This window comes from Pinisolibacter sp. DMC100 (assembly GCF_056313705.1).
Window position 1 is genome coordinate 228623 of record NZ_JBQUZT010000002.1, and the last position, 22349, is coordinate 250971.

At 70.2% G+C, this 22349-nt stretch carries 15 protein-coding genes; 10 read left to right on the forward strand and 5 right to left on the reverse strand.

All coding sequences use genetic code 11. The annotated features are described in order from the left end of the window. The first annotated feature begins 41 nt into the window (after positions 1–41). From glgC to ACT541_RS10000, 4 genes are all read left to right on the forward strand, one after another. A complete protein-coding gene (glgC, locus tag ACT541_RS09985) occupies positions 42–1328 on the forward strand; it encodes a glucose-1-phosphate adenylyltransferase (RefSeq protein ID WP_476136418.1) in 1287 nt (428 codons plus the stop codon). A 30-nt stretch (positions 1329–1358) separates the two neighbouring features. Further along, positions 1359–2822, forward strand: coding sequence for a glycogen synthase GlgA (gene glgA, locus ACT541_RS09990; protein ID WP_476136419.1), 1464 nt, complete (start codon positions 1359–1361; stop codon positions 2820–2822). A 51-nt stretch (positions 2823–2873) separates the two neighbouring features. Next, a complete protein-coding gene (glgX, locus tag ACT541_RS09995; RefSeq protein WP_476136421.1) occupies positions 2874–7094 on the forward strand; it encodes a glycogen debranching protein GlgX in 4221 nt (1406 codons plus the stop codon). A gap of 141 nt (positions 7095–7235) precedes the next feature. Continuing rightward, positions 7236–7445, forward strand: coding sequence for a TOBE domain-containing protein (locus tag ACT541_RS10000; protein ID WP_476136422.1), 210 nt, complete (start codon positions 7236–7238; stop codon positions 7443–7445). A gap of 43 nt (positions 7446–7488) precedes the next feature. Here ACT541_RS10000 and ACT541_RS10005 read toward each other — a convergent pair whose 3' ends face one another. Then, complete coding sequence (locus ACT541_RS10005) at positions 7489–8058, reverse strand: DUF2087 domain-containing protein (protein WP_476136424.1); 570 nt, start codon at positions 8056–8058, stop codon at positions 7489–7491. A 359-nt stretch (positions 8059–8417) separates the two neighbouring features. On the opposite strand from ACT541_RS10005, the gene ACT541_RS10010 reads away from it, so the two are divergent. Then, the gene (locus tag ACT541_RS10010) at positions 8418–9236 is read left to right on the forward strand and encodes a molybdate ABC transporter substrate-binding protein (protein WP_476136426.1); all 819 of its coding nucleotides are present in this window, start codon (positions 8418–8420) and stop codon (positions 9234–9236) included. A 3-nt stretch (positions 9237–9239) separates the two neighbouring features. Here the strand turns inward: ACT541_RS10010 and tyrS are convergent, their stop codons facing one another. Beyond that, positions 9240–10487: a tyrosine--tRNA ligase gene (tyrS, locus tag ACT541_RS10015; RefSeq protein WP_476136428.1), complete on the reverse strand. Its 1248-nt coding sequence runs from the start codon at positions 10485–10487 to the stop codon at positions 9240–9242. Between the two features lie 111 nt (positions 10488–10598). On the opposite strand from tyrS, the gene ACT541_RS10020 reads away from it, so the two are divergent. Further along, entirely contained in the window at positions 10599–11714 is a 1116-nt protein-coding gene (locus tag ACT541_RS10020; RefSeq protein WP_476136430.1) for an anhydro-N-acetylmuramic acid kinase, read from the forward strand. A gap of 5 nt (positions 11715–11719) precedes the next feature. Continuing rightward, on the forward strand, positions 11720–12058 hold the full coding sequence (locus ACT541_RS10025; RefSeq protein WP_476136432.1) for a hypothetical protein: 339 nt from the start codon (positions 11720–11722) through the stop codon (positions 12056–12058). 199 nt (positions 12059–12257) lie between these two features. Here ACT541_RS10025 and dapB read toward each other — a convergent pair whose 3' ends face one another. From dapB to ACT541_RS10040, 3 genes are all read right to left on the reverse strand, one after another. Next, positions 12258–13064 carry a 4-hydroxy-tetrahydrodipicolinate reductase gene (gene dapB, locus ACT541_RS10030; protein ID WP_476136434.1) on the reverse strand — a complete coding sequence of 269 codons (807 nt, stop codon included), beginning with the start codon at positions 13062–13064 and terminating at the stop codon, positions 12258–12260. 107 nt (positions 13065–13171) lie between these two features. Next, positions 13172–13828, reverse strand: coding sequence for an alpha/beta hydrolase (locus ACT541_RS10035; RefSeq protein ID WP_476136435.1), 657 nt, complete (start codon positions 13826–13828; stop codon positions 13172–13174). A gap of 204 nt (positions 13829–14032) precedes the next feature. Continuing rightward, complete coding sequence (locus ACT541_RS10040) at positions 14033–16660, reverse strand: Rne/Rng family ribonuclease (RefSeq protein WP_476136436.1); 2628 nt, start codon at positions 16658–16660, stop codon at positions 14033–14035. Between the two features lie 832 nt (positions 16661–17492). Between ACT541_RS10040 and ACT541_RS10045 the strand changes: the two genes are divergently transcribed. From ACT541_RS10045 to bla, 3 genes are all read left to right on the forward strand, one after another. After that, complete coding sequence (locus ACT541_RS10045) at positions 17493–18470, forward strand: N-acetylmuramoyl-L-alanine amidase family protein (RefSeq protein WP_476136438.1); 978 nt, start codon at positions 17493–17495, stop codon at positions 18468–18470. Positions 18471–18766: 296 nt separating this feature from the next. Further along, complete coding sequence (locus ACT541_RS10050) at positions 18767–21241, forward strand: penicillin-binding protein 1A (RefSeq protein WP_476136440.1); 2475 nt, start codon at positions 18767–18769, stop codon at positions 21239–21241. A 71-nt stretch (positions 21242–21312) separates the two neighbouring features. Beyond that, on the forward strand, positions 21313–22182 hold the full coding sequence (gene bla / locus ACT541_RS10055; protein WP_476136442.1) for a class A beta-lactamase: 870 nt from the start codon (positions 21313–21315) through the stop codon (positions 22180–22182). Positions 22183–22349 lie beyond the last annotated feature (167 nt).

A 22349-nucleotide genomic window follows, 5' to 3' on the forward strand; every position in this document is an offset into this window, starting at 1 on the left:
GGTGCCAGACGACACGACCCTGCCAGGGGAGGATGGACGGAATGAACGAGAAGAAGCCGAACCCCAAGGCCACCGGCGACCGCGAGCCGCTCTCCCGCCATGCCATGGCCTACGTGCTCGCCGGCGGGCGCGGCTCGCGCCTGATGGAGCTGACCGATCGCCGCGCCAAGCCGGCGGTCTATTTCGGCGGCAAGTCGCGCATCATCGACTTCGCCCTGTCCAACGCGCTGAACTCCGGCATCCGCCGCTTCGGCGTCGCCACCCAGTACAAGGCGCATTCGCTGATCCGCCACCTGCAGCGCGGCTGGAACTTCCTGCGCCCCGAACGCAACGAGACCTTCGACATCCTGCCGGCGTCGCAGCGCGTGTCGGAGGAGGCGTGGTACGCCGGTACCGCCGACGCGGTCTATCAGAACCTCGACATCATCAAGGATTCCGATCCCCGCTACATGATCATCCTGGCGGGCGACCACATCTACAAGATGGACTACGAGAAGATGCTGCGGCAGCACGTCGAGGCGGGTGCCGACGTGACGATCGGCTGTCTCGAGGTTCCCCGCGAAGAGGCGACCGGCTTCGGCGTCATGCACGTCGACAAGGACGACCGCGTCATCGCCTTCATCGAGAAGCCCAAGGACCCGCCGGCGATGCCGGGCAAGCCCGACAAGGCGCTCGCCTCGATGGGCATCTACGTGTTCGAGGCGCAGTTCCTGTGGGACCAGCTCGAGCGCGACGCCGCCGATCCCCATTCCAGCCGCGACTTCGGCAAGGACATCATCCCCTACATCGTCAAGCACGGTAAGGCGGTGGCGCACCACTTCTCGAAGTCCTGCGTCAAGTCGCGTTCCGAGGCCGAGCCCTATTGGCGCGACGTCGGCACGGTCGACGCCTATTGGGAGGCCAACATCGACCTCACCGACGTGGTGCCGGAGCTCGACCTGTTCGACAGCGACTGGCCGATCTGGACCTACGGCGAGATCACCCCGCCGGCGAAGTTCGTCCACGACATCGACGGCCGCCGCGGTTCGGCGGTGTCGTCGCTGGTGTCGGGCGGCTGCATCGTCTCGGGCGCCTTCCTCAAGCGCTCGCTGCTGTTCACCGGCGTCCGGGTCAACTCCTACAGCCATGTCGAGAACACGATCATCCTGCCGCAGTCGCACGTGGGGCGTGGTTGCCGGCTGAGCAACGTGGTGGTCGACGCGCGCGTGAAGATCCCCGACGGGCTGGTCGTGGGCGAGGATCCCGAAATCGACGCGGCGCGCTTCCGCCGCACCGAGAAGGGCATCTGCCTGATCACCCAGCCGATGCTCGACCGCATCGCCGACTGACGCGAGAGGCCGGGCAGAGGGGGGCGCCGCATGGGCACGACGAAGGTTCTCTCGGTCGTCTCCGAGGTCTATCCGCTGATCAAGACCGGCGGGCTCGCCGACGTGGCGGGGGCGTTGCCTGCCGCGCTCGCCGGCGAGGACGTCGAGATGCGCACGCTGGTGCCGGGCTATCCGGCGGTCAAGGCGGCGCTCGAGAAGGCGGAGAAGGTCGACAGGGTCGTCAAGAAGAAGGCGCTGTTCGGCGGCCCGGCGACGGTGCTCGCCGCCCGAGTCGCCGGTCTCGACCTCTTCGTGCTCGACGCGCCGCATCTCTTCGATCGGCCGGGCAACCCCTACCACGACGCCGACGGCGTCGACTGGCCGGACAATCCGTTCCGCTTCGCCGCGCTCGCCCGGATCGGTGCCGACATCGGCCTCGGCGCGGTCAAGGGCTTCGTGCCGGACGTGGTCCATACCCACGACTGGCAGACGGGTCTGACGCCCGCCTATCTCGAATACGACGGACGGCGGCGGCCGGGCACGGTCGCCACCGTCCACAACCTCGCCTTCCAGGGCCAGTATCCGCAGGAGCTGCTCGAACCGCTCGGTCTGCCGCCGCACGCCTGGGGGGTGGAGGGCGTCGAATACTACGACACCATCGGCTACCTCAAGGCGGCGCTCAGGATGTCCGACCGGGTGACGACGGTGTCGCCGACCTATGCCGCGGAGATCCGCACCGGCGAAGGCGGCATGGGGCTCGGCGGGTTGCTCGCCGGTCGCTCGTCGATCGTCTCGGGCATCCTCAACGGCATCGACGTCGACGTCTGGAATCCGGCGACCGATCCCTTCCTCGCTGCCCGCTACGACGCGGCGACGCCGTCGGCGCGGCGGCCGAACAAGGCGGCGCTGCAGCGGCGCTTCGGCCTCAAGGTCGACAGGAAGGCGATGGTCTTCGGCGTGGTGTCGCGGCTCTCCTGGCAGAAGGGCCTCGACATGGTGCTCGAGGGGATCGAGACGATCCTCTCGGTCGGTGGCCAGCTGGTTCTGCTCGGATCGGGCGACCGCGAGTTGGTCGACGGCTTCCGCCAGGCCGCGAGTGCCCATCCCGGCCGCGTCGGCGTGGTGATCGGCTACGACGAGAACCTCGCCCATCTCGTCCAGGCGGGTGCCGACGCACTGCTGGTGCCGTCGCGTTTCGAGCCCTGCGGCCTCACCCAACTCTGCGCGCTGCGCTACGGCGCGATCCCGATCGTCACGCGGGTCGGCGGTCTCGCCGACACGATCGTCGACGCCAACGAGATGGCGCTCGAGGCGGGAGCGGGCACCGGCGTCGTCTTCACGCCGCCCTCGGCCGAGATGTTCCGCGCCTCGATCGAGCGGGCGGCGGGCCTCCACGCCGAGAGCGACGTCTGGAAGAGACTGGTGAAGAATGCGATGCGCACCGACGTCTCGTGGAGACGATCGGCGGCGCGTTATGCCAAACTCTATCGCGAGCTGGTCGCCGAGAGGGGCTGACCGGCGCGCGAGGCGGGAACGCGAGGGGCGCGTTCGGCGGGGGAGTGAGGAATGCCGGCAGGACGGGCCGTACCGGGAGGGGCGGAGCCGCTGGGCGTCGTCCCGGTCGAAGGTGGCGTGCGCGTGGCGGTCGCCTCGGTGAACGCGACGGCGGTCGACGTCTGCTTCTTCGACGAGGCCGACGTCGAGATCGCCCGTCATCGCCTGACCGAGCGCACCGACGACGTCTTCCACGGCTTCGTTCCCGGCATCGCGCCCGGCGCCCGCTACGGGCTGCGCGTCACCGGCCCCTGGGCGCCCGATCGCGGCCATCGCTTCAATCCGCACAAGCTCCTCGTCGATCCCTTCGCCCGGCGGCTCGATCGGCCGTTCCGCCTCGTGCCGGAGCTCTTCGACGCCCGCATCCACGGCGCGGCCGAGGACCATGTCGACAGCGCCGCCTTCGTCCCCAAGGGGATCGTCGAGGCCGCGCCCGCGCCGTTGCCGGTCGAGCGGCCGACGATCGCGCCGAAGGACCGGGTGATCTACGAGTGCCACGTCAAGGGCCTGACGGCGCTGCATCCGGAGGTGCCGGAGGCGATCCGCGGCACCTTCGCGGCGCTCGGCCATCCCGCGGTGGTCGAGCATTTCGTCCGCCTCGGCGTCAACGTGGTCGAGATCATGCCGATCTGGGCGGGTCTCGACGAGCGCCATCTCGGGCCGCTCGGGCTGACGAACTACTGGAACTACAATCCGATCGTGCCCTTCGCGCCCGATCCGCGCTTCGCGCCGGGCGGCTGGAGCGAAATTCGCGCCGCCGTCGATGCGCTGCATGCCGCCGGCATCGCCGTCATCCTCGACGTCGTGCTGAACCACACCGGCGAGAGCGACCATCTCGGGCCGACGGTGTCGCTGCGCGGCATCGACAACGCACTCCATTACCGCCTGAGGCCGGACGATCTCTCGCGCTACATCGACGATTCCGGCTGCGGCAACGGGCTCGAGCTGACGCGCTTTCCCGTCCTGTCGCTGGGCATCGGGGCGCTGCGTCATGCGGCGCTGGCCGGCGGTTTCGACGGCTTCCGCTACGATCTCGCCACCGCGCTCGGACGACGGCCGGCGGGCTTCGACCGTGACGCGCCGTTCCTCTCGGTGCTCCGGTCGGATCCGATCCTGTCGCGGCTGATGCATGTCGCCGAGCCCTGGGACATCGGGCCGGGCGGCTATCAGGTCGGCGGGTTTCCGGCCGGTTGGCCGGAGTGGAACGACAGGTTTCGCGATGCCGTCCGCCGCTTCTGGCGCGGTGATCGCGGCATGGTCGGCGAGATGGCGACGCGGCTCTCCGGTTCGACCGACATCTTCGGCGGACGGCGGCGACGGACCTCCGACGGCGTCAACTTCGTCACCGCCCACGACGGCTTCACGCTCGCCGACCTCGTCTCCCATGCCCACAAGCACAACGAGGCGAACGGCGAGGGCAACCGCGACGGCACCGACGCCAACAATTCCTGGAACCACGGCGTCGAGGGGGCGAGCGACGATCCCCGCGTCGTCGCGGCGCGCGGGCGCGACGTGCGGGCGCTCCTCGCCACGCTGATGACGGCGCGCGGCGTGCCGATGCTGTCGATGGGCGACGAGGCCGGTCGCAGCCAGAAGGGCAACAACAACGCCTATGCCCAGGACAACGCGCTCTCCTGGTTCGACTGGGACGGTGCCGACCAGCGGCTGATCGACTATGTCGGCGCGCTGGTGCGCCTGCGGCTGGCGCATCCCGCCTTCACCGACGACCGCGCACCGAGCGGCCGGCCGATCGGCACGTCGGGCGTCCTCGACGTCGAATGGCGCCGCTTCGACGGCAGCGGCTTCGCGGTCGACGACTGGCACGACCCGGAGAACTTTCGCCTCATCGCGGTTCTGGCCGCGCCGGCGCGAGACGGCGTCGACCGGGTGATGGTCGCCCACAACGTCGATCCGCGCCCGACGGTGCTGGTGGCGCCACCGGCGCGGCCCGGCATGCGCTGGCGCCTGGTGATCGACAGCGCCCATCCCGACCGCGAACCGCTGGCGAGCCCCAAGTTCGCGATCGACGGCCGCTCGGTGACGATCTTCGTCGAGGAGGAAGCCCCCGACGAGCACCGCTCACGGCCGGTCGATCCGCGCACGCTCGATCTTCTCGCCCGCTCCGCCGGCATCACGCCGGACTGGTGGGATCTCTCGGGCCGCAACGTCAAGGTCGGTGACGACACCAAGCGGTCGATCCTCGCCTCGATGGGCCTTCCCGCGGCCACCCTCGGCGATGCGCAGGAGAGCCTCGAGCGGCTCGCGGCCGAGACATCGATGCGCGCCCTGCCGCTCGCGGCGACGCTGTTCGAGGGACGTCCGCGCGAGATCGCCATCGGTGGCGACGAGGCGCTGTCGGGCGGGCGGCTCAGGCTCGAGCTCGAACTCGAGGACGGCACGCGACGCTCCGTGACGATCGAGCCGGGCGAGGGGCGGACCGAGACGGTGGCCTTCGCCGACGAGCGGCGGATGCCGCGCCGCATCGTGACGTTGCCGGAGCTGCCCTTCGGCCGCCACCGGCTGCGGCTCGCCGGCCGCGAGGTCGCCTGCCGCCTCACCGTGGCGCCGGCCACCTGCCACCTGCCGCAGGGCGGCGAGGGACGGCGGATCTGGGGCCTGTCGGGGCATCTCTACACCTTCCGCCACGACGGCGATCTCGGCGTCGGCGACTTCACCACGCTCGGACGGCTGGCACGCGAGGCGGGCGCGCGCGGCGCCTCGACCATCGGGCTCAACCCGCTGCATGCGCTCTTCCCCGGCGATCGCGAGCGGGCGAGCCCCTATTCGCCCTCCGACCGGCGCTTCCTCGATCCCGTCTATGTCGACCCGACGCGGCTGCCCGAGCCGTTGCTCTCGGCGGTCGCCGCCGAGATGCCGCGGGCGGTGCTCGAGGGCGGGCGGCTCTCGGGACAGCCCCATGTCGACTGGACGGCGGTCTGGGAGGTCAAGGCCAGGGTGCTGCGCGCCGCCTTCTCCGCCTTCGAAGGGCTCGACGAGAGCCATCCGCTCAAGGTGGAGTTCGCGCGTTTCGCCGCGCGCGGTGGCACGACGCTGACGAATTTCGCGACCTTCGAGGCGATCGCGGCGGTGCACGGGGCGGCGACCTCGTCGGGTTTCCCGGCCGATCTTGCGACCTGCGACGCGCCGGGCATCGATGCCTTCGTCGTCCGTCACGGCCGGGCGATCCGTCATTCGATGGTGCTGCAGTGGCTCGCCGATCGGCAATTGGCGGCGGCCGCCGCCGAGGCGCGCGCGTCCGGGCTGACGCTCGGCTTCTATCGCGATCTGGCGGTCGGCTGCGCCCCGGACGGGGCCGAGGCCTGGGGCGCCGGGCGGCGGCTGATGCACCGCGTCTCGGTCGGTGCGCCGCCCGATCCCTTCGCCGCCGACGGTCAGGTCTGGTCGTTGCCGCCGCTCAACCCGATCGAGAGCGCGCGCCTCGGCCACGCGCCCTTCGCCGAACTGATCCGCGCCAACATGGCCCATGCCGGGGCGCTGCGCATCGACCACGTGCTCGGCCTGCGCCGGCTCTTCGTCGTGCCGGACGGCGCGCGCGGCTCGGAAGGCGCCTATGTCGACCAGCCCTTCGAGGACATGCTCGGGCAGCTGGCGCTCGAGAGTCGGCGGGCGGAATGCGTCGTCGTCGGCGAGGATCTCGGCACCGTGCCCTGGGGCTTCCGCGAGCGGATGGCCGAGGCGAAGGTGCTGTCCTATCAGGTGCTGTGGTTCGAACGCGAGGGCGAGGGCTTCCGCTCGCCGCATGCCTATCCGGCGATGGGTACCGCGGTCGTCGGCTCGCACGATCTCACCACGCTCGAGGGCTGGTGGCGGGGCGAGGACATCGCCGAGGACCTGCGTCTCGGACGTACGACGGCCGAGGACGCGGTGCGGGCCCGCGAGGCGCGGGCGCGGGAGAAGCGCATCCTCGTCGACACGCTGATCGCCGCCGGCACCATCGCGGCGGGCGATGCCGAGGCACTGCTGCCGGAGGCGCTCACGGATGATCTCGTCGCGGCGATCCATGCCTATGCGGCGAGCGGCCGGTCGATGCTGGCGCTGGTCCAGGCCGACGATCTCTCCGGCGAGGTCGAGCGTCTCAACCTGCCGGGCACCGACCGCGAGCGGCCGAACTGGCGGCGGCGCCTGTCGGTCGGGGTCGAGGACCTGCTCGAAACGGCACGGGCGAAGGCGGTCGTGGCGACGCTCGCCGATCGGTCGGCGCGGCGGCCCTGAGGGCGCGCGCGCCGGCGGTCGATGCCATCGGCTGCCGTCGATCTCGGCGTCGTGCATAGAATTTACACGACGCCTTCGGTGCGCACGCGCTATGGTCGGTCGACGCCGGATCCCACCACCGGCTCTCGGAGACCCATCGACATGAAGATTTCTGCCCGCAACCAGCTTTCCGGTACCGTCGTGTCGGTCAAGCTCGGCGCCACCACCGCCCACGTCACCGTCGACATCGGCGGCGGCAACCTCGTCACCTCGGCGATCACCAACGAGTCGGCGGCCGAACTCGGCCTCGAGGTCGGCAAGAAGGTCGTGGCGATCGTGAAGTCGTCCGACGTGATGATCGCCGTCGACTGATCGGCAGGAATGCCGGGCGGGCGAGACCCGCCCGGCTTCTCGGTCACGCCGCGGTGTGGCGGGATCGTTCACTCAACAGCCGGATCAGCTGTTCGGCGTCCGGCGGTGGCGAGCGTTCGAGCCGGCGATAGTCGCGGCCGTCCTGCGTTCGCCGCATCCAGCCGCCGTCGACCAGTTCGCGGCGCAGCAGCGCGTGGTCGCCGAAGAGATGTTCGGCGCCGAGGCGTTCGCTGACCTCGCGCTCGTGCATCGAGACGCGCGCCGGCAGCCGCGACCACATCACCCACAGACAGTCGACGCGGTGGTTGGCCTTGCCCGGCCAGCGGATCAGGCGACCGCGATCGTCGAAATAGCCGGCGATCTTGGCGAGCCGTTTCAGGTCGACCGGCGGCGGCGTCGGGGCGACGCGGGCGGCGAGATCGGCGAGCGCCTCGCTCTGGGCCTTGAAGTGCTGCCAGTTGCGGTACTCGGCGGCGCGCGCCAGCATGTTCAGCAGCTCTTGATGACCGGGCGGGGCGGCATGGGCCTCGGCATGGGTCGAGAGCTCGCCGGCGAGTGCGCGGGCGAGGGCGGAGACGTCGTCGACGCCATAGGGCAGGGGTGTTCTGGACATCGCTCTTCCTCGTGCGATGTGCCGCGCGTCCCGAAGGACTTCGATGGTCGCCCTTGTCGATGCGGCACGAGGAGACGTGTCGGATCTGCTTGCGATGAAGCGGCAGGTTCAGCTAGCCCCTCGCGGGGCGGCGACGCCTCGGTTCTGCCGACCGTGAGAGGCGGATACACCCGCGACGGCGGCGTGGCAAGGGGCCGGAGTGCTCCGCGGACGCCTTCCTTCTTTCGGCCGGTTTCGCGACGCTCGGCGAAAGTGCGGATGAGAGGCGCGCGAAACGGGGCTACGTTGCGTCCATCGAAACACAAGGAAGCGGCCTCCCGATTCCCACGAGGGACCGCTCCTCGTCGAGGGCCTCGTCGATGAACCGCATCACGCCTTTTCTGCTCGCCGTCCTTCTCGCCGGCCCCGTCGCCGCCGAGGAGACGATCGCCCATGCCTCCGCCGGCAGCCTCAAGACCGCGCTGACCCAGGCCGCCGCCGCCTTCACCAAGGCGACCGGCATCCGCGTCGAACAGACCTGGGGCCCCTCGGGGGTGTTGCAGAAGGAGATCGAGGCGGGCGCCAAGATCGACGTCTTCACCTCGGCCAACATGGAACATCCGCAGGCGCTCGCCGCCTCGGGCAAGATGGGGCCGGTGGTGCTCTTCGCCCGCAACGAACTCTGCGCCTTCGCCATGCCGAAGGCCGGCGTCGCGGCGGACGGCGGCGATCTGGTCGAGCGCATGCTCGATCCGGCCGTCAAACTCGGCACCTCGACGCCGAAGGCCGATCCGGCGGGCGACTATGCGCTCCAGGTCTTCGCCAAGGCGGAAGCCGTGAAGCCCGGCGCCAAGGCGGCGCTGGAGGCGAAGGCGCTGCAGCTGACCGGCGGGCCGACCTCGGCGCAGCCGCCGGCCGGGCGCAACGTCTATGCCTGGGTGCTGTCGAGCGGGCAGGCCGACCTGTTCCTCGCCTATTGCACCAATCGCAAGGCGATCGCCAAGGAAGTGCCGGAGGCGCAGGCCTACGCGCTGCCGGCGAGCCTCGCGGTCCGGGCCGACTACGGGCTTTCGGTGGCGCCGGGCGCGTCGGTCGCGGCCCATCGCTTCGCGCTGTGGCTGTTGTCGCCCGAGGGGCAGACGATCCTGGCCGAGGCCGGTTTCGCCGTGCCGACCCTGCCGGCCGCGACGAAACCGTGAGGCTCAGACGGGCTTGAGGAGCACGTGCTTCTTCTTGCCCTGGGACAGCTTGATCACGCCCTCGCCGGTCAGATCGGCGGGGGTGAGGCGCATCTTGTCGTCGGCGACGGCGACGTCGTTGACGCGCAGGGCGCCGCCCTGGACGGCACGACGGGCTTCGCCGTTCGACGCCGCGAGGCCGACCCTGACGAAGGCCGCGAGCACGCCGAGGCCCTCGGCGAGTTCGGCCGAGGCGATCTCCACGGTCGGCAGCGAGGCGGCCAGCGCGCCCTCCTCGAAGGTCTTGCGCGCGGTCTCGGCGGCGGCGTCGGCCGCGGCACGGCCGTGGACGAGGGCGGTCGCCTCGGTCGCCAGGATCTTCTTGGCGTCGTTGATCTCGGAGCCGCCGAGGGCTGCGAGACGGGCGATCTCGTCGATCGGCAGCTTGGTGTAGAGCTTGAGGAAGCGCTCGACGTCGGCGTCCTCGGTGTTGCGCCAGTACTGCCAGTAGTCGTAGGGGCTCAGCAGGTCGGCCTCGAGCCAGATCGCGCCGTTGGCGGTCTTGCCCATCTTGCCGCCCGACGAGGTCGTCAAGAGCGGCGAGGTGAGGGCGAAGAACTGCGTCCGCTCCATCTTGTGGCCGAGGTCGATGCCGTTGACGATGTTGCCCCACTGATCCGAGCCGCCCATCTGCAGGATGCAGCCGGTGCGGCGGTAGAGCTCGACGAAGTCGTAGCCCTGCAGGATCATGTAGTTGAACTCGAGGAAGCTCAGCGACTGTTCGCGGTCGAGACGGAGCTTGACCGAGTCGAAGCTCAGCATCTTGTTGACCGAGAAGTGGCGGCCGACGTCGCGCAGGAACTCGACGTAGTTGAGGTGGCGCAGCCAGTCGGCGTTGTTGATCATCAGGGCGCGGCCGCCGTCGAAGTCGAGGAACTTCGAGAAGATGCGCTTGATGCCCTCGAGATTGCTGTCGATGTCCTCGACCGAGAGGAGCTTGCGCGCCTCGTCCTTGAAGGACGGATCGCCGAGCATCGTCGTGCCGCCGCCCATCAGGGCGATCGGACGGTGGCCGGTCTCCTGCATCCAGTGCAGCATCATGATCTGGATCAGCGAACCGGCGTGCAGCGAGGGCGCGGTCGCATCGAAGCCGATATAGGCCGTCACCGGACCCTTCGCGAAGGCGGCGTCCAGACCTTCCGGATCGGAGATCTGGTGGATGAAGCCACGCTCGGAGAGCACGCGGAGAAAATCGGACTTGAATGCGGTCATGATCGGCGAAACCCTGAGTACGTCGCGACGGTGCGCGTCGGGGGCTCATAGCATCTCGCGCGCGAGAAGGCACCCCCCGAGGGGTGCGGCGGCGTCGACATCGGAGGCGAAATGAACGCGGTGCGGCTGGCGATCGGCCTGATGAGCGGAACGTCCATGGACGGCGTCGACGTGGCGGCGATCCGCAGCGACGGCCGACGCGTCCACGACTTCGGGCCGACGCTGTTCCGGCCCTACGACGACCGGGAGCGCGCGACGATCCGCGCCGCGGTCGTGGCGGGCGCGTCGATCGGCGATCGGTCGGCGCGGCCGGAGGCGCTCGAGACGGCGGAGCGAATCGTCGATGCCGCCCATGCCGATGCGGTCCGCGCCTTCCTCGAAACCAACGGGCTCTCGCCCGCGGACGTCGACGTCGTCGGCTATCACGGCCAGACGGTGTTCCACGCGCCCGATCGGCGGCTGACGGTGCAGCTCGGCGACGGACTGGCGCTGGCGCGGGCGATCGGCATTCCCGTCGTCTACGACTTCCGCGCGGCGGACGTCGCGGCGGGCGGCGAGGGGGCGCCGCTGGTGCCGATCTGGCATGCCGCGCTCGCCGCGGCGACCGATCTGCCGCGCCCGCTGGTCGTGCTCAACATCGGCGGCGTCGCCAACCTCACCCACGTGCCGGCGGGCGACGACCCGGCCGGCCTCGTCGCCTTCGACTGCGGCCCGGGCAACGCGGCGCTCGACGACTGGCTGCTCGCCTGCACCGGCCGGGCGATGGACGATGACGGGCGGCTCGCCGCGACCGGAAAGGTCGACGAGGGGCGGCTCGCAGGCCTTCTCGCCCATCCGTTCTTCGCGCTGCCGGCGCCGAAGTCGCTCGACCGCAATGCCTTCACCGCCCAGTCGGTCGCGGGCCTCACGCCCGCCGACGGCGCGGCGACGCTGACGGCGCTGACGGCGCGGGCGATCGCCAAGGGGCTGGCGATCCTGCCCGAGGCGCCGAAGACGGTGATCGTGGCGGGCGGCGGGGCGCACAATCCGACGATGCTCGCCATGCTCGGCCGGGCGACCAACGCCGAGGTGGTGACGGCGGCCGACGTCGGCTGGTCGACCGACTTCATGGAGGCGCAGGCCTTCGCCCATCTCGCCGTGCGCCATCTCCTGCGCCTGCCGCTGTCGTTCCCCGGCACCACCGGCGTGCCGCGTCCGACCTGCGGCGGCGTACTGGCGGTGGGGTGAGAGCCATGGGACCGGGCGCGATCTTTCGCCGGCTGAACGCACTCGCCGAACGGCGGCCGAAGCTGATCGGGGCGATCGGCTTCGGCCTCGTCGCCGAGGGGGCGCGGGTGATGTGGGGGTTGAAGACCGGGGGCGCGGTGATGCTCCTCGGCCATTCCGGGCTCACCGCCTACGACGTCGTCGCCGATCGGCCGTTCCTCGCCGCCTATGCCGGTTGGGTGGCGGTGGCGGGGATCGTCGTCCTCTCCTTCGCCCGCCGCGGCGCGCGGGCGGCGGGGCGGAAGGCGCGCGCGGCGCGCCTCGCGGCGGCGCGGGCACCGGTCGTCGAGCGGCTGGAGCGGTGAGTTTCGCGAGGTTCTCGCCAGTGGGTTCCGGAAGCAGAGGCCCTTCATCCTGAGGTGCCCGACGAAGTCGGGCCTCGAAGGGCGAAGGGCCGAGTGGCACGGCTCGTCGTGGCTTCGCCCTTCGAGGCTCGACCTTGCGGTCGAGCACCTCAGGGTGAAGCCGAACCACGAGCGGTGTCCAAACCTCCCGCGATGTCTATCAGTCGAGCAACCCGTCGAGGCCGCGCACCAGGCCTTCGAGGCCCATCACCCGGCGGGCGGCGAGCAGCGTGCCCGCGACGTAAGGGTCGGGCGAAGAGCCCGCGTCGTGGCGGATCACCAGGCGCTCGTCGGGGGCGCCGAAGATCGCCTCGCAGGCGAGCACGTAGGACGGCATGCGGACCGAATGGACCTGGATCGGCGTCGGCTCGGCGATGGTCGCGCCGCGGGTCGCATTGAGGCCCGAAAGCTCCTCGACCGGCTTCGACGTCGCCGGACGGCGGACGGCGGAGAGGCTCTCGGCCAGTTCGCGGCCCGTGCCCGAGGGCGTGTCGGGCTTCTTGGCCGAGGCGTAGTCGATGATCTCGACGTCGGCGACCCATTTCGCCGCCTCGAGCGCGAACTTGCGCAAGAGCGTCGCGGTGATCGAGAAGTTGCCGGCGGCGACGACGCCGAGACCCTTGGCGCGGGCGACGGCGTCGATCTCGGCATAGTCGGCGGAGCCCAGCCCCGAGGTGCCGATCACCACGCGGCGGCCGGCGGAAAGCGCCGTACGGGCGTGGGTGGCGACGACATGGGGCTTGGTGTAGTCGATCACCACGTCGGAGGGGGCGGCGAGCGCTTCGTCGAGCGTCGCGGCCAGCGGCACGCCGAGGGGCGAGATGCCGGCGGCGGTACCGGCGTCCTCGCCGGCGTGGGAGCGGGCGACGGCGCCGACGAGTTCGAGATCGGGGGAGGCGGCGATGGCCCTGACGAGAGCGGCGCCGACCCATCCGGTGGCGCCGGCGACGACGATGCGGAGCGACATGGAATCTCCTCGCGTGACGGTTCGAGCGCGAGGATAGGGAAGACGAAAACGGCCGGTCCAGCGAATTCGGGACCGGCCGTTCGTTCAATGCATTCGATCGATCGCGGTCAGACCGTGTCGGCCGACATGGCGAGGCGCATGTCGACGTAGTCCTCGCAGTTGCGCAGCAGCTCGTCGGCCTTGTTCTCGAAGAAGTGGTTCGCCCCTTCGATGACGCGCTGGTCGACGACGATGCCCTTCTGGGTCTTGAGCTTGTCGACGAGGGCCTGGACGTCCTTCAGCGGCACGACCTTGTCGACGTCGCCGTGGATGATCAGGCCGGAGGACGGGCAGGGCGCCAGGAACGAGAAGTCGTAGAGGTTGGGCTGCGGCGCGATCGAGATGAAGCCCTCGATCTCCGGCCGGCGCATCAAGAGCTGCATGCCGATCCAGGCGCCGAAGGAGAAGCCGGCGATCCAGCACGAACGGGCGTCCGGGTGGATCGTCTGCACCCAGTCGAGCGCCGCGGCGGCATCCGACAGTTCGCCGGCGCCGTGGTCGAAGGCGCCCTGCGAGCGGCCGACGCCGCGGAAGTTGAAGCGCAGTACGGCGAAGCCGCGCTTCGCGAACATGTAGAAGAGCTGATAGGTGATCTGATTGTTCATCGTCCCGCCGAACTGCGGGTGGGGATGAAGAATGAGGGCGATCGGGGCGTTGCGCTGCTTCGCGGGCTGGAAACGGCCTTCGATGCGGCCGGCCGGTCCGTTGAAGATCACCTCGGGCATGGTGCTCTGCGTCCTGATTGGTTCTGCCGGGGGCGACCCGGATCTGCGCGGGGCCGGGCGCTACCCGGCTGGGGTGGGCCACTGTTGGCACGAACAGCGCGCGGATTTCAAGAAATTCCGTGCGTTTCGCCCGAAGGTCTCGCCGGGCGACGGAAAAAGGGCCGGGATCGCTCCCGGCCCTTCGATCTCTCTCGCGTCGGCGCGTCAGCCGCGCTTCGACCACCAGCCGGACTTGCGCGGCGCGTCGGGCGGCAACTCGGTCGAAACCAGCGTCGGCTTGGCGGGCGCCTCCTCGACGACCTCTTCCGCCGGGGCGGAGGTGTCGTCGGTGGTCTCGACCGGGGTCACGACCTCGGGCTCGACGACCGGAGCGGCGGCGGCCTCGGCAGCCGCGGCTTCGGCGGCCGCGGCGGCTTCCGCCTCGGCGGCCTTGGCCTTGGCCGTCTTGCGCGGCGCGCGGGCCCGCTTCGGCTTCGCGACGGGTTCCTCGGCCGGGATCTCGACGACGACTTCGGCCGGCGACTCGGCCGCGGCGGCCTCGATCGCCTCGATCTCGGCGACGAGCGTCTCGCGATCGATCACCAGGACGTCGTCGCCGCTGGCGGCATCGACCACGTCCTCGGCATCGTCATACGAGCCTTCCGAGCCGTTCTCGGTCTCGGCGTCGTTGCCGCCCTCGTTGCCCTCGCCGCCCTCGGCGCGGTTGCGACGACCGCCGCGACGACCGCGACGGCGACGGCGGCGCGGAGCCTCCTCGCCGCCGGCCTCGTTGCCGGCGTTCTCGACGCCGTCGTTGCCCTCGGCGCCTTCGTCGTCGTTGCCGACGTCGTCACCCTCGTCCGAGCCGTTCTCGAAGCCGTCGCCGGCCTCGCCGCCTTCGCGACCACCGTCTTCCGGACGGCCCCGACCGCGACGCCGACGGCGACGACGACGGCGACCGCCGTTCTCGTCCTCGCCGCGCGCCTCACGACGCTCGCCGCGTTCTTCGCGACGGGCTTCGGTCTCGGTCTCGCCCTCGGTCTCCTCCTCGTCGATCTCCTCGACGACGTCGTCTTCCGGCTCCTCGATCGCGACGGGCGCGGAGACGAGTTCGGGACGGTCGGCGCGCGGGACGACGGGATCGCCCTTCTCGACCACGAAGAGGTGGCCGGCCTGGGAGGCGTGATCGTCGGCGAGCACGGTGATCTCGAGGCCGAAGCGGTTCTCGAGGTCGGCGAGGTGCCGGCGCTTGTTGTTGAGGATGTAGAGGGCGACCGCGGTGCGGGTGCGCACGATCAGGTCGTGCGTCACGTTGCGCAGCAGCGCCTCTTCGAGCGAGCGCAGGACGTGGAGCGCGACCGATTCGGTCGAACGCACCATGCCGGTGCCGCCGCAGTGCGGGCAGAGCACCATCGAGCTCTCGAGCACGCCGGTGCGGATGCGCTGGCGGCTCATCTCCATCAGGCCGAAGTGCGAGATGCGGCCGACCTGGATGCGGGCGCGATCGTTCTTCAGGCAGTCCTTGAGACGACGCTCGACCGCACGGTTGTTGCGGTTCTCCTCCATGTCGATGAAGTCGATCACGATGAGACCTGCGAGATCGCGCAGGCGGAGCTGACGGGCGACCTCTTCGGCCGCCTCGAGGTTGGTGGCGAGCGCGGTGTCCTCGATGTTGTGCTCACGGGTCGACTTGCCCGAGTTCACGTCGATCGAGACCAGCGCTTCGGTCGGGTTGATGACGATGTAGCCGCCCGAACGCAGGGTGACCTGCGGCGAGAACATCGCGTCGAGCTGGCTCTCCACCGCGAAACGGGTGAAGACCGGGGTCGGCTCGCGGTAGGCCTGGACGTTCTTGGCATGGCTCGGCATGAGCATGCGCATGAAGTCCTTGGCCTCGCGATAGCCGTCGTCGCCGGCGACCAGGACTTCGTCGATGTCCTTGTTGTAGAGGTCGCGGATCGAGCGCTTGATCAGCGACCCTTCCTCGTAGACCAGCTTCGGCGCGGTCGACTTGAGGGTCAGTTCGCGGACGTTCTCCCACAGGCGCAGGAGATATTCGAAGTCGCGCTTGATCTCGGCCTTGGTGCGCGCCGCACCGGCGGTGCGGACGATGACGCCCATGCCCTCCGGAACCTCGAGCTCCTGGGCGATGGTCTTCAGGCGCTTGCGGTCGGTCGGCTGGGTGATCTTGCGGGAGATGCCGCCACCGCGCGCGGTGTTGGGCATCAGCACCGAATAGCGGCCGGCGAGCGACAGATAGGTGGTCAGCGCCGCACCCTTGTTGCCGCGCTCCTCCTTGACGACCTGGACGAGCAGCACCTGACGGCGCTTGATCACTTCCTGGATCTTGTACTGGCGGCGCAGGCGCTGCTGCGGGCGACGCTCGGGCAGTTCCTCGAGCGCGTCCTCGGAGCCGACGCTCTCGACGGTCTCTTCCTCGCCGTTCTCGCCACCGGCGTCGCCGGCCTCGGAGATCTCCTCGCCCTCGACGCCTTCGCTCTCGGCCTTGGCCTTCGGCCTCGGCTTGCGGCGCGGACGGTTCTCCTCGCGCTCGGCGTCGGCGTGCATCCGCGCCTCCTCCTCGAGGAGGGCGAGGCGGTCGGCCGTCGGGATCTGGTAGTAGTCGGGATGGATCTCGGAGAAGGCGAGGAAGCCGTGCCGATTGCCGCCGTAGTCGACGAAGGCGGCCTGGAGCGACGGCTCCACGCGCGTCACCTTCGCGAGATAGATGTTGCCGCGCAGCTGCTTACGGTTGGCGGACTCGAAGTCGAATTCCTCGACTCGGCTGCCGCGAACCACCACGACCCGGGTTTCCTCCGGGTGGGTGGCGTCGATGAGCATCTTGTTGGCCATGAGGCGAAAACTCCACGCCCGGACCATGCACGGCCTGCCCGAGGAGGCAGGCGGCGCGGCCGCGAGCGGAACGTGGGAAGAAGAGGGGCGAGGAGGGGGCGAACGATCCGGGCGCGGCGGTCTCGAGCGGGCGGAGACACGAAAGCGTCCGGCGATCCGCCGTCCGCTCCGTCATCGTCTTCCGTCCCGTCGTCGTCGGCATGGCCGTTCGTTCGACCCGTCTTGTTGTCACGATCGGCCGGCGAACCGGCGATCGGGTCTCGTTGCGATCGGATGGAGACCATCGATCGGGAGCGGAACATCCGGGCGAAATCGCGAAACACGACGAAACCCGAGACGACCGCCGTGAGGCGTGGCGCGAGGCCTGAACACGGCTTGCCCGACGACCGTCCTCGTGTCGTCGACGCGTCCCCGTGTTCCGGAACGTCTTCCCGCACCGCGCCGGGGGCGCCTGCGAGACGATCCGTCCGTCGCTCGGGTCCGATCGGGCCATACGCGCCGCGCATCGGACGATCCCGTCGCTCGTCCCGGTGAAACGCGAGACGGACCCGGGGGCCGAACCCTCCGTCGCGCCGCGGAAATCGGGGCGATCGACGAAAACGGACGAACCGTACCGCCGAACGGACCCGCGGCGCTGGGCACCGAAAGATTCGTCGGCAGAACGAATTCCTCGCGCCCATACTTACGGGTGCGACCCGTTGTTTGCAAGTCGCGTGCGTGTCGGGCGGTCTCGTCAGATCGACCGATCCGGGAAGCGTCAACGGCGGGTTAACCGGGCGCGCGCGATGGTTTATCCTGAAGACCGGCGCGTGGCTCGCCGAGGGAGACCTTCTTGATCCGTTCCGACAGCGAACAAGCGGCGGCGTCGCCGTCTCCGCGCGATCGCCGCGCGCGGCGCGGGCCCTGGCTCGCGATGGCGGTCGGGGCGGTGCTCATCGGCTTCGGCGCCTTCGACCTGTTCGGCCGGCACGGTTCCGACGCCGCCGAGACCACCGGTACGGTGGTCGCCGCCGGTGACCGGGCCGCCGCCAAGGGCGACCGTGGCGCCGTGCCCTCGCTGCGCGAGGTCGGCCCTCCGCCCGCCGTCGCCCGACCGGTGGTGGTGGTCGACGCCGGTCACGGCGGCGCCGACGGCGGCACCCACTCGCCGGCGACCGGCATGCTCGAGAAGACCGTGGTGCTCGACATGGCCAAGGTTCTGATCAAGGCGCTGGAGGCGACCGGGCGCTACGAGGTGCGCACGACGCGGACGACCGACGTCTTCGTTCCGCTCGCCCGGCGCGTGGCGATCGCGCGCGAGGCGAAGGCCGACCTGCTGGTCTCGGTCCACTGCGACGCCGAATTCGACGCGAGCGTGCGCGGGGCGACCATCTATACGCTGGCCGAGAAGGCCTCCGACGCCCAGGCGGCGGCACTCGCCGCCAAGGAGAACGCCGCCGATGCGGTCGCCGGTCACGTCGCGCCGGAGACCGAGGATGCGGTCGGCGACATCCTCGCCGATCTGACGCTGCGCGAGACCAAGCGTTTCAGCCAGCTCGTCGCTCGCGACATCCTCGAGGAATACCGCCGCAACGGCCGGCTGGTGAAGGGGGCGGCGCATCGGCAGGCGAGCCTCAAGGTGCTGCGGGCCCACGACGTGCCGTCGGTGCTGGTGGAGATCGGCTTCCTCACCAACAAGGAGGACGAGGCGCTGATGACCTCGCCCGCCTGGCGCGAGCAGACCGCCAAGTCGCTGGTCGCGGCGATCGACCGCTTCTTCGCCGGGCGCGGACCGCCGGGTTCGACCCATGCGGCGGACGGAACACGCTGAGGAAAAACGTCGCCGATCGGCCCGGCGCCTAAGCTTCGCCTCACTTGAAAAAGAAAGTGCGTCGTCCTAAAGCACGCGGACTGGTCTCCGTGCCTCGTCCGGCGTGTGCGGCGGTGCTGACAGGACGAGCAGATCCGGGCGAGGGCGGCGGTTGCCGACCCTCTCGGGCGGGAGGCCTCCGCGCCCGTGGCGACGATGTCCGGCGCCTCCTTCGAGTAGGGAGCGCGCGGGCCACGTCCGCCGGCGAGGTCGAACGCGGCGTCGGGCGCCGCAGCATTCTGGGAAGATCGGGCGGCATGTTCCTTCTGCGGTTCTTGGGCTATCTGTTCGGCATCGGCACGGTCGCCGTCCTGGCGATCGCGGCGGGCGTCTATCTCGCCTACAAGCACGCCTCCTCCGATCTGCCGGACTACACCGCGCTCAAGAACTACGAGCCGCCGGTGATGAGCCGCGTGCACGCCGGCAACGGCGAGCTGGTGGCCGAATACGCCTCCGAGCGCCGACTGTTCCTGCCGAGCCAGGCGATCCCGCAGATGCTCAAGAACGCGTTCCTGTCCGCCGAGGACAAGAACTTCTACGAGCACACCGGTCTCGATCCCGAAGGCATCGTCCGCGCCGCCATCGTGACGGTCCAGAACAAGCTCGCCGGCCGCCGGCCGCAGGGCGCCTCGACCATCACCCAGCAGGTCGCCAAGAACTTCCTGCTCTCCAACGAGCAGACCTTCGAACGCAAGATCAAGGAAGCCATTCTCGCCGTCCGCATCGAGGCCGCCTACACCAAGGAGGAGATCCTCGAGCTCTACATGAACCAGATCTATCTGGGCATCGGCGCCTACGGCGTCGCGGCGGCGTCGCTCCTCTATTTCGACAAGTCGGTGCACGAGCTGACCATCGCGGAGGCGGCCTATCTGGCGGCGCTGCCGAAGGGTCCGAACAACTATCACCCCTTCCGCCACGCCGATCGCGCGATCGAGCGTCGCAACTGGGTGATCGGCCAGATGGTCTCCAACGGCTTCATCACCGCCGAGCAGGGCGACAAGGCCAAGAAGGATCCGCTGAAGGTGGTGCAGCGCACCACCGGCCCGCACATCTTCGGCGCCGACTATTTCGCCGAAGAAGTCCGCCGCCAGCTGATCGAGCGCTACGGCGAGCGCGGCCTCTATCAGGGCGGCCTGTCGGTGCGCACCTCGCTCGATCCGAAGGTCCAGCAGTATGCCCGCAAGGCGCTGATGCACGGTCTGCTCGCCTACGACCAGAGCGCCGGCTGGCGCGGGCCGGTGTCGCGGCTGACGTGGTCGGGCGACTGGGGGCCGGCGCTGGCCGAGGTCAAGGCGCTGGCGGACGTGCCGGAATGGCGGCTCGGCGTGGTTCTGTCGGTCGCCGATCAGGAGGCCGTCGTCGGTCTGCAGCCGCGGCGTCTGCCGGCCGGCGAGATCTCGACCGAACGCGAACGCGCCGTGGTGCCGCTCGATCAGGCCAAGTGGGCGAGCCGTTGGGCGGAGGGCGCCAAGCGCACCTCGGCGATCGGCCGCGGCATGGCCGGCGTCGTCGCGGTCGGCGACGTCGTCTATGTCGAGAAGGTCGCCGGCGGTACGGCCGATCGGTCGATCCATCGCCTGCGTCAGGTGCCGGAGATCTCCGGCGCGATGGTGGTGATGGACCCGCACACCGGCCGCGTCCTCGCGGTCACCGGCGGCTTCTCCTTCGCCGAGAGCGAGTTCAATCGCGCGACCCAGGCCTGGCGTCAGCCCGGCTCGTCGTTCAAGCCCTTCGTCTATGCCGCCGCGCTCGACAACGGCTACACGCCGTCGTCGCTGGTGCTCGACGGTCCGATCGAGATCAATCCCGGCGGCGGTCAGCCGGTGTGGAAGCCCGAGAACTATTCCCAGAAGTTCTACGGCCCCTCGACCCTGCGCGTCGGCATCGAGCAGTCGCGCAACACCATGACGGTGCGCCTGGCCAAGGACATGGGCATGCCGCTGGTGGTCGAATACGCCAAGCGCTTCGGCATCTACGAGGACCTCGGCGCCTATCTGCCGATGTCGCTGGGCGCCGGCGAGACGACCGTGCTGCGTCTGACCGCGGCCTACGCGACCATCGCCAACGGCGGCCGCAAGGTGACGGCGAGCTTCATCGACCGCATCCAGGACCGCTGGGGCAAGACGATCTTCAAACACGACAAGCGCATCTGCGAGAGCTGCGACGCGCCCAAGTGGGCCGACCAGTCCGAGCCGGAGCTGATCGACGAGCGCGAGCAGGTGCTCGACCCGATGACGGCCTACCAGATCACCTCGATCATGGAAGGCGTCGTCCAGCGCGGCACCGCGACCGTCCTCTCCGACCTCAAGCGTCCGGTCGCCGGCAAGACCGGTACCACCAACGAGGAAAAGGACGTCTGGTTCGTCGGCTTCACGCCGGATCTCGTGGCGGGCGTCTACCTCGGCTACGACAAGCCGCGGCCGATGGGCCGGGGCATCTCGGGCGGCCACACGGCGGCACCGGTGGTGCGCGAGCTCTTCTCGGAGGCGCTCAAGGACAAGCCGCCGGTGCCCTTCCGCGTGCCGGCCGGCATCCGCTTCATCGCGGTCAGCCGCCATTCCGGCATGAAGGCGTCGCCCGGCGACACCGACACGATCATGGAAGCCTTCAAGCCGGGCACGGCGCCGCCCGACACCTACTCGGTCATCGGCTACGACACCGAGGAGTTCGGCAAGGCCAACAAGGTCACGCCCGAACAGGAACGCGGCCTGCAGCAGGGCGGCCTCTACTGATCGACGGACGGACGGCGCCCAAGGGGCGCCGTTTCGCCGTCTTCCATCCTTTCCAGACCAGGAGATGCGCCATGAGGGCGACGCGACGGACGATGCTCGGGCTGATCGGCGGGGCGGCGGCGCTCGGCATCGCGCGACCGGCATCGGCGGGCGACGCGCTCGACGAGACGCTGGCGACGGTCGCCGCGCGGGTCGGCGGCCGGGTCGGTCTTTCCATCCGCGCCGAGGGCCGCGAGATCCGCGCGCTCCGCGGCGGCGATCGCTTCGCCATGTGCTCGACCTTCAAGGCCTCGGCCGCCGCGGCCCTGCTGGCGCGGGTCGACCGCGGCGAGGAGAGCCTCGATCGCCGCGTCGTCATCGGCCGCGGCGACCTGATCGAATGGTCGCCGGTCACCGAGAAGCGGACCGGCCCGGGCGGCATGCCGCTCGGCGAACTCTGCGAGGCGGCGATCGCCTGGTCGGACAACACGGCGGCCAATCTCGTCCTCGACGCGATCGGCGGACCGGCCGGGCTGACCGCCTTCCTGCGCGGCACGGGCGACGACGTCACCCGGCTCGACCGCAACGAACCGACGCTGAACGAGGCGGCGCCGGGCGATCCGCGCGACACCACCACGCCTTCCGCCATGGCGGCGACGCTGGAGCGGCTCGCCTTCGGCGACGTGCTCTCACCGGCCTCACGGGCGCGGCTCCTCGGCTGGATGCGCGGCGACCGGGTGGCCGACGGCCTGTTCCGCGCCGGCATGCCGAAGGACTGGGTGATCGCCGACAAGACCGGCTCCGGCAACAACGGCACCCGCGGCATCATCGCCGTGGTCGAGCGGCCGAAGGGGCCGGCGCTGACGATCGCGCTCTATTTCGCCGAGACCAAGGTCGACATGGCCGCCCGCAACGCCGCCATCGCCGAGATCGGGGCGGCGATCGCCCGCGTGATGGGGTGAGATCGACGATCCGATCCTTCGACCTTTCGGCTTCTTGCGGAGGCCCTTCATCCTGAGGTGCCCGGCGCAGCCGGGCCTCGAAGGGCGAAGGGTCGAGTGGCACCGCCCGTCGAGGCTTCGCCCTTCGAGGCCCGACCTCACGGTCGGGCACCTCAGGGTGAAGCCGA